General features: G+C 59.0%; 8 protein-coding genes. 3 read left to right on the top strand and 5 right to left on the bottom strand.

What is annotated here, in order from left to right; translation table 11 throughout:
• Positions 1–98 precede the first annotated feature (98 nt).
• Positions 99–737, bottom strand: a complete 639-nt coding sequence (locus tag JBO08_RS28200) for a DUF1493 family protein (protein WP_256548009.1) — start codon at positions 735–737, stop codon at positions 99–101.
• Between the two features lie 452 nt (positions 738–1,189).
• Here JBO08_RS28200 and JBO08_RS20885 point away from each other — a divergent pair, with 452 nt between their 5' ends.
• Positions 1,190–3,127 carry an ATP-dependent DNA helicase RecQ gene (locus tag JBO08_RS20885; RefSeq protein ID WP_065890237.1) on the top strand — a complete coding sequence of 646 codons (1,938 nt, stop codon included), beginning with the start codon at positions 1,190–1,192 and terminating at the stop codon, positions 3,125–3,127.
• A gap of 23 nt (positions 3,128–3,150) precedes the next feature.
• Positions 3,151–3,582, top strand: a complete 432-nt coding sequence (locus JBO08_RS20880; RefSeq protein ID WP_065875827.1) for a thioesterase family protein — start codon at positions 3,151–3,153, stop codon at positions 3,580–3,582.
• Positions 3,583–3,732: 150 nt separating this feature from the next.
• Here JBO08_RS20880 and JBO08_RS20875 read toward each other — a convergent pair whose 3' ends face one another.
• The 4 genes from JBO08_RS20875 to JBO08_RS20860 all read right to left on the bottom strand — a co-directional run bounded on the left by JBO08_RS20875 (position 3,733) and on the right by JBO08_RS20860 (position 8,603).
• Positions 3,733–4,212 (bottom strand): YMGG-like glycine zipper-containing protein, encoded by a 480-nt coding sequence (locus JBO08_RS20875; protein ID WP_049710575.1) that lies wholly within the window; start codon positions 4,210–4,212, stop codon positions 3,733–3,735.
• A 221-nt stretch (positions 4,213–4,433) separates the two neighbouring features.
• Positions 4,434–6,782: an FdhF/YdeP family oxidoreductase gene (locus tag JBO08_RS20870; RefSeq protein WP_065875826.1), complete on the bottom strand. Its 2,349-nt coding sequence runs from the start codon at positions 6,780–6,782 to the stop codon at positions 4,434–4,436.
• A complete protein-coding gene (gene fdhD, locus JBO08_RS20865; protein WP_065875825.1) occupies positions 6,779–7,618 on the bottom strand; it encodes a formate dehydrogenase accessory sulfurtransferase FdhD in 840 nt (279 codons plus the stop codon). The genes JBO08_RS20870 and fdhD overlap by 4 nt, the downstream gene beginning before the upstream one ends.
• A 97-nt stretch (positions 7,619–7,715) precedes the next feature.
• The gene (locus tag JBO08_RS20860) at positions 7,716–8,603 is read right to left on the bottom strand and encodes a LysR family transcriptional regulator (protein ID WP_049710572.1); all 888 of its coding nucleotides are present in this window, start codon (positions 8,601–8,603) and stop codon (positions 7,716–7,718) included.
• Positions 8,604–8,735: 132 nt separating this feature from the next.
• On the opposite strand from JBO08_RS20860, the gene lysM reads away from it, so the two are divergent.
• Complete coding sequence (lysM, locus tag JBO08_RS20855) at positions 8,736–9,176, top strand: peptidoglycan-binding protein LysM (RefSeq protein WP_010214059.1); 441 nt, start codon at positions 8,736–8,738, stop codon at positions 9,174–9,176.
• Positions 9,177–9,207: the final 31 nt, after the last annotated feature.

The following is a 9,207-nucleotide window of genomic DNA, read 5'->3' as shown; positions in this document are numbered from 1 at the left end:
TGGGAGCGTTGCCGCCTCTGGAAAAAATGGCTTGATGAAAACCATCAAGACAGTTGCTCCCACATTTGACTTTCAGTGTGTTCGAAATCTGTATTCTCTCAGCTCAGATTCTCCAGCGTCTGCGTATCCCAGCTATGGGTCTTGATAGCCAGGTAGAGCATGCCGATGGTCAACGGCACCTTCTCGCCTCGCCCTTTGGCCCGGCGCTTGAGAAACACATCAAACACCGGTGGGTTGAAGTAACGATAAGTGTCGTAGTCGCCGAGGTCGAGCGCGAATTCCTGCTCCAATGCTTCCATGAGTTGCTTGGCCTCACTGCCGTCACAGCCCAGGTCGAAGTTGAGTGAGGTTTGCAGGCGGATCGTCTTGTGTTTCGGCAGGCCGATTTCTTCGTGCAGCAGTTGCAGGAGTTGCTGCATCACGGGGTCTTCGGGGAGGTCAGGGGCCAGGTTCATGGTGGGGGCACGCAGGAGTGGGTGAGGGGGATGGTTGTGTGGGTGGCGGTATTTAGTTTGGCGGATCAGCAAAGCAATGCCCGTAACAAAAGCGATGACAAGCAGGCTCTCGATCTGTGACGCCCTTATCCAAGAGGTCGCGCAGAATAGAAGTGTAGGAGCGATTACCACAAGGATCAGCCCACACCATTTTCTAAGGGCAGGGCGCTTGAGTGTTTTTTCAACTAAGGCGGCAACGGCAAAGAGTAGGGTCAGGCTGATCCAGTCGAGGTAGTCGGTCATTGTATTAGCCACCCTGGCGATTGGCAGCCAAGAGGACAAGGCGAATCACCGTCAAGATGACGCCGCAGTGAACTATGGGTTGAGTCCTTTCCATATTCACGGGTCTTAGCCGAAACGGTTGAGAGGACGCTATTTTCCGTCAGCGGTGGGTAACATCTACAGAGGGGCGAGCGACTGTTTGAAGCAGTTTGGGAAAAGTACGGCGCGAGGGTTAGAGGTTTCTTACAGCGGTTTCCGGCATTTGTAGCTTGAAAGTGATTTAACAGAAAACGCTCCCACATTTGGTTTGAGGTGTTCCTACAATCGCTATCGAATCTGTCTGATTTGGCCCAAGGCCATCGCCGCACCCTGTGTATCATCCTGTCTCTTTTTTCCTTGCGACCTTTCTCGATTCGCTGAGATTCCCAGGCTATGTTTTTAAGCCAACTCAGCGGTCAATGGAGTGACAGCCTATGCACGACACCCTCCAGCAGGTCTTTGGTTATCCACAGTTTCGTTTGGGCCAGGAGCAAACGGTCAACGCCGTACTGGCCGGTCGTTCTGCAGCGGCAATTTTTCCTACCGGGTCGGGCAAGTCCTTGTGTTACCAGCTGTCGGCGGTGTTGCTGCCGCACCTGACGCTGGTGGTGTCGCCGCTGTTGGCGTTGATGCAGGACCAGCTTGGTTTTTTGCAGCGTCACGGTATTTCGGCAGGCAGTATCGATTCGGCCCAGAGCCGCGATGAGGCCAATGACGTGATGGCCCGTGCGCGCTCGGGTGAGTTGAAAATCCTGATGGTTTCGGTGGAGCGCTTGAAGAACGAGCGCTTCCGTAACTTCCTGCAAAGCGTGCAAATCTCGCTGCTGGTGGTGGACGAGGCGCACTGTATTTCCGAGTGGGGCCACAACTTCCGCCCGGACTATCTGAAGCTGCCGGACTACCAGCGCCAGTTCAATATCCCACAAGCGCTGTTGCTGACAGCTACAGCGACGCCCAAGGTGATTGCCGACATGCAGGCGAAGTTCGCCATTGCACCGGACGATGTAGTCACCACGGGCTTCTACCGGCCCAACCTCAATCTGTTGGTGGAACCCGTCAGCGGTGCGGACAAGCGTCGTCGTTTGGTCCAGTGGATGAGTGAGCGCGCCAATCAACCCAGCATCGTCTACGTCACACTGCAGAAAACCGCCGAGCAGATTGCCGAGCATCTGAACCGCAACGGTATCCAGGCCGAGGCCTATCACGCCGGTCTGCCCCACGATAAGCGCGAGGGCATCCAGCAGCGCTTCATGGACGGGCGCTCCAATTGCATCGTCGCCACCATCGCGTTTGGCATGGGCATCGACAAGAGTGACATCCGCAACGTGGTGCACTTTGACCTGCCCAAGTCCATCGAGAACTACAGCCAGGAAATCGGTCGCGCGGGGCGTGATGGGCAGCCGTCTGACTGCCTGGTGTTGGCCAACCGCGACAGTCTCAATGTGCTGGAAAACTTCGTCTACGGCGATACGCCGGAGCAGGACGGTATCCATCGGGTGCTGGAAGAATTGCAGGCCGCGCGCGGCGATGGGCAGTGGGAGTTTTTGCTCCGGTCTTTGTCGGACCACAGCAATATCCGCGAACTGCCGTTGAAGACCCTGCTGGTGCAGCTGGAGCTAAAGGGCGTGGTTGCGCCGCGCTACGCGTTTTATGCCGAGTACCGCTTCAAGTACCTGATCGAGCCAGAGGCTTTGCTGGCGCGATTCTCCGGCGAGCGGCAGCAGTTCGTGGCGGCGATCATCCAGGTATGTAAACGAGCGAAAACCTGGGCGACGGTGGATTTCGACGCACTTTATCAACAGCACAATGCCGAACGCAGCCGGGTGGTGAAGGCGCTGGATTACTTCCAGGAGCAGGGCCTGATCGAGCTGGAAAGCAAGCAGATGACGGAGGTCTACAGCCTGCTGGATACCGATTTTGATCCACAGGTCTTGAGCACTGAGTTGTACACAGGCTTCAAGCAGCATGAGGTGGGCGAGGTCGCACGAATTCATGCGATGCTCGATCTGTTCGCCACCGAGCGCTGCCTGGGGCAGCGCCTGGCGCAGTATTTCGGCGATGAAAATGCACCGCAGCGTTGTGGGCATTGCTCGGTGTGCCACGGTCACGTCGCGCACCTGCCGCCACCGCCAGGCTTGCCGCCGCTTGTGGATAAAAACTTCATGGGGCTGTGCGGTGATTTTATCCACAGGCATCATGAGCACACCGGAGAACTGCCGGGCGCGGAACGACTGACACGTTTCCTCGGCGGGATCAGTGTGCCGTTGTTTACCAAGTTGAAGGCGCGGGGTATTCCCGGTTTCGCTGCGTTGGAAGATTACCCTTACGCTGAAGTACGCGAGTGGGCGCAGGCCCATTTGAATGACCTGTAAACCCACCTCCGCGAGACTTACCGATGCCTGACTCAGTGCCACGACGTGCCGATTATCCTCACTTCCAGCCGATCATCACGCGCTGGCACGACAACGATGTGTATGGCCATGTGAACAACGTGACTTACTACAGCTTCTTCGACACAGCGGTGAATACCTACCTGATCGAACAAGGTGGCCTGGATATTCATGACGGTGAAGTAGTGGGGTTTGTGGTGAGTTCGGCGTGTGATTATTTTGCGTCGATCGCTTTTCCCGAGCGCATCGAAATCGGCCTGCGGGTGGGCAAGTTGGGTAACAGCTCAGTCCAGTACGAATTGGCGGTGTTCAAGGCAGGCGAGGAAGAAGCCTGTGCGGCGGGGCGCTTTGTGCATGTGTTTGTGGATCGCGGGTCGAACCAGCCGGTGACGATTCCGGGTTCGCTGCGCGAGGCGTTGCAGCGGTTGGTGGCCTGACCCACGATCATGCAAACAATGAAGGCCAACTGTGGGAGCTGGCTTGCCTGCGACAGCGGTAGTTCAGGTTAAAAAGTGTCGCCTGACACTACGCTATCGCGGGCAAGCCCGCTCCCACATGGTTTTTGCAGTGGTGTTCAGACCGCTGACTTACCGGTGACGGTAGTGATGCTTGTTCTTGCGATGCCCATAGGCATGCCCGCGTCCACGGTGATCGTCGCGGTCATACCGACGGTTATCACGGCTACGCGAACGACGGTCGTCGTCATCGCTCTTGTTACCCATGTAGTTACCCAGTGCGCCACCCGCACCGCCGCCGGCGGCTGCGCCGATCAGGCTACCGGTGTTGCCGCCCATGCTGCGGCCAACCACGTTGCCGCCCGCTGCGCCCAAGGCGCCACCGATGGCTGCTTCGCCACGGCTGCGTTTGTCGGCACCCACCGCACTGCCGCCCGCGCCGCCCAGGGCTGCGCCGATGGCCGAGCCCGTGTTGCCGCCGATCGACTGGCCAACAACCGAACCGAGTACCCCGCCCAATGCGCCGCCCACACCGGCTTCGGTGGTGCCACCAGCCATGGCTGCGCCACTGACCAGGCCAAGGGACAACAAGAGAATCGAGGAGAACTTCATAGAGAGACCTCAAGAGGATGACGGCGCGATCCTGAGGCTGTGTCGACATTGTGACAATAGAAATCCGACCAGTAACACGAGTTGTACACAATTCGCTAAGTTACTGTTTTAGCTGGGGAACTTAAGTCGAATTAGTGAGTCTTTAGCTACTTGGGAATGGCCGCTTTTATGCAAAAGCGGCCTTTTTTGTGCCCGGAATTCATGGTTGTAATGAGCGGGCATTACGCCGAGCGGGCCATGATCAAGCCATTGTCACTTGCCGATTCCAAGCGGATCGCCACGAACTTCGACGTCGGCGTATGGCTGCCATCCCCGGTGCTTTCCAGCGGCACCAGTGGATTAACTTCCGGGTAGTAAGCCGCAGCCTGGCCCGCCGGAATATCAAACGCCAGCAAGGTAAAGCCTTTCACGCGGCGTTCACGCCCATCTTCCCACAGCGATACGATGTCAGCCTTCTGCCCCGGCTTAAAGCCCAGGCGGATGATGTCGGCTTCGTTGACGAACAGCACGTCGCGCTGGCCTTTGACCCCACGGTAGCGATCGTCCAGGCCATAAATAGTGGTGTTGTACTGATCGTGGGAGCGCATCGACTGCATGATCAGGTCCGGTATCCGGCCGGTGGCGTGGGTGCGCTCGTGGATCAGGTCTTTGGGCAGGATGTTCGGGCGGAAGTTGGCGCGGCCCGACGGCGTGTTCCAGCGGCGCGCACCTGCGGAATTACCCAAGTAGAAACCGCCCGGATTTTTGATCTTCTCGTTGAAGTCCTTGAAGCCAGGAATGGTGTCGGCGATCAGGTCGCGGATACGCCCGTAGTCCGCCACAAGCCAATTCCAATCAACGGGTTTGCTACCCAGGGTGGCGGCCGCAATGCCCGCGAGGATTGCCGGCTCCGATTTCATCAGCTTCGACAGCGGCTGCAGTTGGCCGTTGGAGCCGTGCACCATGCTGAACGAGTCCTCTACCGTTACCGCTTGCGGGCCATCGGCCTGCATATCAATGTCGGTACGGCCCAAGCACGGCAGGATCAGTGCGTCTTTGCCGTGCATCAGATGGCTGCGGTTGAGCTTGGTGCTGATCTGTACGGTCAGGTCGCAATTGCGCAAGGCTTCGAAGGTGCGTGGGCTGTCCGGTGTAGCTTGGGCGAAGTTGCCGCCCAGGCCGATAAACACCTTGGAGCGGCCTTCGAGCATGGCGTGAATCGCCTCGACCACGTTGTGGCCGTTGTCACGCGGCACCTGGAACTGGAAACGTCGCTCCAGAGAATCGAGAAACGCCACCGGTGGGCGCTCGTTGATGCCCATGGTGCGGTCGCCTTGCACGTTACTGTGACCGCGCACCGGGCACAGGCCGGCGCCAGGGCGGCCAATGTTGCCGCGCAGCAGCATCAGGTTGGCGATTTCCTGGATGGTCGGCACCGAGTGGCGGTGCTGGGTGATGCCCATCGCCCAGCACATGATCACGTTCTTGCCTTTGGCGTACATGCGCGCCGCTTGCTCGATCTCGACCAGGGTCAGGCCGGACTGCTCGACGATTTCATCCCAAGAGGTGTCGTCGATCTTGCCCAGGTAATCCAGCACATTAGCGGTGTGTTCGTTGAGGAAGTCGTGGTCGAACACCGCTTCCTTGCCTTCGGCCTGGGCCTGGCGTTCCCACAGCAGCAGGAACTTGGCCATGCCGCGCAGAATTGCCATGTCGCCACCCAGCGCCGGGCGGAAGTACGCGGTATTAGTCGGTTTGTCGCCGTTGGTGAGCATTTCCAGCGGGTGTTGCGGGTGTTGGAAGCGTTCCAGGCCGCGCTCTTTCAGCGGGTTGATGCACACCACTTGGGCGCCGCGTTTAACCGCTTCGCGCAGCGGCTCGAGCATGCGCGGGTGGTTGGTGCCGGGGTTCTGGCCCCAGACAAAAATCGCGTCGGCATGTTCGAAGTCATCAAAGGTCACGGTGCCTTTGCCCACGCCCACGCTCTGCGCCAGGGCCACGCCGCTGGCCTCGTGGCACATGTTCGAGCAATCCGGGAAATTGTTGGTGCCGTAGGCGCGTACAAACAACTGGTACAGGTACGCGGCTTCATTGCTGGCGCGGCCCGAGGTGTAAAACTCGGCCATGTCCGGGCTAGGCAGGGCGTTGAGGTGTTTGCCGACCAAGTCGAAGGCCGCTTCCCAACTGATGGGCAGGTAGCGGTCGGTTTCGGCGTCATAGCGCATCGGCTCGGTCAGGCGGCCCTGGTATTCCAGCCAATAGTCGCTCTGTTCAATCAAGGCACTGACGCTGTGCTTAGCGAAGAACGCTGCATCCACGCGACGTTTGGTGGCTTCCCAGTTCACCGCCTTGGCGCCGTTTTCGCAGAACTTGACCATGCCGCTTTCCGGCGAGTCGCCCCAGGCGCAGCCCGGGCAGTCGAAACCGCCGTTCTGGTTGGTCTTGAGCATCATGCGCAGGTTTTTCAGCGCGTTGTCGCTGGTCAGCCACGCCTGGGCCACGCTGATCAGTGCGCCCCAGCCGCCCGCCGGGCCTTTATAGGGCTTGTAGCGTGGGGTCGGGGTTTGGTCGGCTTGGTGATGATTGCTCATGGCTGGTACTCCATCGCAGGGCTGTAGACCCGCGGCGCGCTTTTCTGCGGCAGGTGGATGAGATTGAGGTTGTGTCGGCGCGCCCATTGCAGGGCCAGGCCGGTGGGTGACGACAGGCTTACCAGGGTCTGGATGCCCGCGCGCAGGACTTTCTGTATCAATTCGAGGCTGCAACGGCTGGTGACAATCGCCAGACCGCCGTCAGTCGGGATCTTTTGACGGATGAGTGCGCCAATCAACTTGTCCAGGGCGTTATGCCGGCCGATGTCTTCACGGCCCAGCAGCAATTCGCCCTGGCCGTTCATAAACACCGCCGCATGCACCGCGCCACTGTATTGGCCCAAGGGCTGGAACGCGCTGATGCGCTGGCGCAGGCCGTCGAGCCATTCGGCAGGCGGCAAGGGTGCGCCGGGCAGCACTTGCAGGTCTGGCAAGGCTTGCTCCACCGCTTCCACGCCGCACAGGCCACAGCCGCTGGTGCCGGCCAACTGGCGGCGCTGCTGCTTGAGGTTCCAGAAGGCACGGCTGGAGATCTGCACCTGAGCGTATTGGGCCGAGCCCGAACCGCTGAGTTTAAGATCATATATGTCGCTAACGTCGTCGATAATGCCGCTTCCGAGGCTGAAGCCGACGATGAAGTCTTCCAGGTCGGTGGGCGTTACCAGCATGACCGCCTGGCTGATGTCGTTATAGGCAATCGCCAACGCCACTTCTTCCGCCAATGCAGTACTGGCGACTTCTGTGTGTTCGAGGTTGCAAAACTGGTAGCTCTGGCTGGCGGCGGGCGCAGGCGCTTCAACAGCGGGCGCCGCGCAGACTGGACGCTTGGCGTTCATGGGGCAGTACCACCGACGGATTGATCAGTGCTCAGACTAGGCGCGACAAAGCGTCACGTCTAATTGCCAGTACTGATCCGCTGATAGATGACGTCGATCAAGATTCGATTTGCGATTTCTGATACAGCGCGAAACACGCCTCCGCCAACGCTGAACGCGGCGCGCTGCGGCGCATGATCAACCCCAGGCGGGCCAGTGTATGGGCGTCTTCGATCGGCTGCAGGCGCAGATGTTCGGTGAGCGCGTCCAAGCCCCCATCCAGCGGCATCACCGCACAGCAGAGGCCGCCATGCACAGCTTGTAACAACTGATGGACGGCATCGGTCTGCAGCAACGGCTGCGGGTTGAGCCCACGGCTGTGGAAGTTGTGGTCGATGGACTGGCGAAAGTGCATGCCACTGGTCAGCATGCCCAGGGGCAGTTCGATCAGCGCTTCCCAGCTCAACGGCGTATCTCCAAAGCTGAAGAAGCGCTGGTCGTAAAGCAGGCCCATACGGGTTTCGCCCAACGCCAGCGAGTCGAAGCGTTCGTTGTCCAGGCGTTCGAGGTAAGACACGCCCAGGTCCAGCCGATTGCTCGCCAATTGTTCAAGGATCTGTTCAGAGCTGAGCGCCGACAGCTCGAAGCGCAGGCTCGGGTGTTCTTTATGCAGTTGCTGCATCAACGCCAAGGGATCGAAGCTCGACAACGGCACCACGCCCAGGCGCAACGTACCCACCAGGTTGCCGCGACAGGCTGCCGCTTCGGCCTGCAAGCCGTCATATGCCGCTAGCACCGTGCGAGCCCATGCCAACACCCGCTCACCGGGGGCGGTAAAACCTTCGAAGCGCTGGCCACGGTTGACCAGCGATAGATCAAGCTCTTCTTCCAGGTTGCGCAAGCGCATCGACAGAGTCGGTTGGGTGATGTGGCAGCGCGCCGCCGCCTGGCCGAAGTGACGGGTTTCGTCGAGGGCGATGAGGAATTTCAGCTGTTTGATGTCCATCTTCGCTCCAGGGCTTATTCCAATGGCGGGGGGATTCTAGCGCGTTTGGGTCTTGGGTCGGGCTGGAACCCAAGTCCAAAGGACTGGTCTAGTCTTGGGCATCTGGAAATCAAAAACCAAGGAGAGCGCACTATGAGCATTTTTAGCTTTATCAAGGAAGCTGGCGAAAAGATTGTCGACCTGTTGACGCCGGGCAATGCAAACGCCAGTGAGCAGTTGAAGGACCACGTGTCCAAAGTGGGTCTGGGTAATCCGAACGTGCAGACCACGGTAGATGGCGACAAGGTGACGGTGACCGGTGAAGTCGCCACCCAGGAAGAGAAAGAGAAGATTCTGCTGGCGCTGGGCAATATTGCCGGTGTGGCCAGTGTGGATGACCAGATCACTGTAACGGGGCCGGCTGTCGAGGCTGCCACTTTTGTAGTCGTGAAAAAGGGCGACACGCTGAGTGCTATTTCTCTCTCGGTGTACGGTAACGCCAATCTGTATAACAAGATTTTCGAGGCGAACAAGCCGCTGTTGTCCCATCCGGACAAGATCTATCCAGGCCAGACACTGCGTATTCCCAAGTAATACGAAGGCCTAAATGTGGGAGCTGGCTTGT

This window comes from Pseudomonas sp. LAP_36, assembly GCF_019456785.1.
Taxonomy (GTDB): Bacteria; Pseudomonadota; Gammaproteobacteria; order Pseudomonadales; family Pseudomonadaceae; genus Aquipseudomonas; species Aquipseudomonas tritici.
The sequence above is the reverse complement of the archived record's forward strand: the minus strand, read 5'-3'. Positions and strand labels throughout refer to the sequence as shown.

Coding starts and splice junctions, on each gene's coding strand:
- JBO08_RS28200 (WP_256548009.1), bottom strand. CDS start 737: ATGACCGACTACCTCGACTGGATCAGCCTGACCCTACTCTTTGCCGTT.
- JBO08_RS20885 (WP_065890237.1), top strand. CDS start 1,190: ATGCACGACACCCTCCAGCAGGTCTTTGGTTATCCACAGTTTCGTTTG.
- JBO08_RS20880 (WP_065875827.1), top strand. CDS start 3,151: ATGCCTGACTCAGTGCCACGACGTGCCGATTATCCTCACTTCCAGCCG.
- JBO08_RS20875 (WP_049710575.1), bottom strand. CDS start 4,212: ATGAAGTTCTCCTCGATTCTCTTGTTGTCCCTTGGCCTGGTCAGTGGC.
- JBO08_RS20870 (WP_065875826.1), bottom strand. CDS start 6,782: ATGAGCAATCATCACCAAGCCGACCAAACCCCGACCCCACGCTACAAG.
- fdhD (WP_065875825.1), bottom strand. CDS start 7,618: ATGAACGCCAAGCGTCCAGTCTGCGCGGCGCCCGCTGTTGAAGCGCCT.
- JBO08_RS20860 (WP_049710572.1), bottom strand. CDS start 8,603: ATGGACATCAAACAGCTGAAATTCCTCATCGCCCTCGACGAAACCCGT.
- lysM (WP_010214059.1), top strand. CDS start 8,736: ATGAGCATTTTTAGCTTTATCAAGGAAGCTGGCGAAAAGATTGTCGAC.